This is a genomic window from Gemmiger formicilis (genome assembly GCF_016901605.1).
Taxonomy (GTDB): Bacteria; Bacillota; Clostridia; order Oscillospirales; family Ruminococcaceae; genus Gemmiger; species Gemmiger formicilis_B.
In genome coordinates this window covers 1-218 of sequence record NZ_JACJKP010000975.1, presented here as the reverse complement: position 1 = coordinate 218, position 218 = coordinate 1, and the positions used below count along the sequence as shown (strand labels likewise).

At 61.5% G+C, this 218-nt stretch carries 1 protein-coding gene; it reads left to right on the top strand.

The features are described from left to right. Positions 1-218, top strand: a 218-nt coding sequence (locus H6B10_RS17455) for a glycerate kinase (RefSeq protein ID WP_204652560.1), incomplete at both ends; no start/stop codon positions are given.

The window sequence follows — 218 nt, the reverse complement described above, 5'->3', positions numbered from 1 at the left end:
ATTCCGTACTTTTGCCATCGGCAATCATCGCCATTACCGGTTTTTGGCAGCCTGCTGCCCCGCATACCACAGGCGGAACACCTGCTCCGCCGTGGCGGCAAGGTTCTGGCGGGCCTGTGTACCATCACCACCGACCAGGTGATGCCGGAACTGGCAGAGTGCGAATTCAAGGTCGCCTGCGATGTGACCAATCCGTTGTGCGGGGCGCAGGGCAGCAG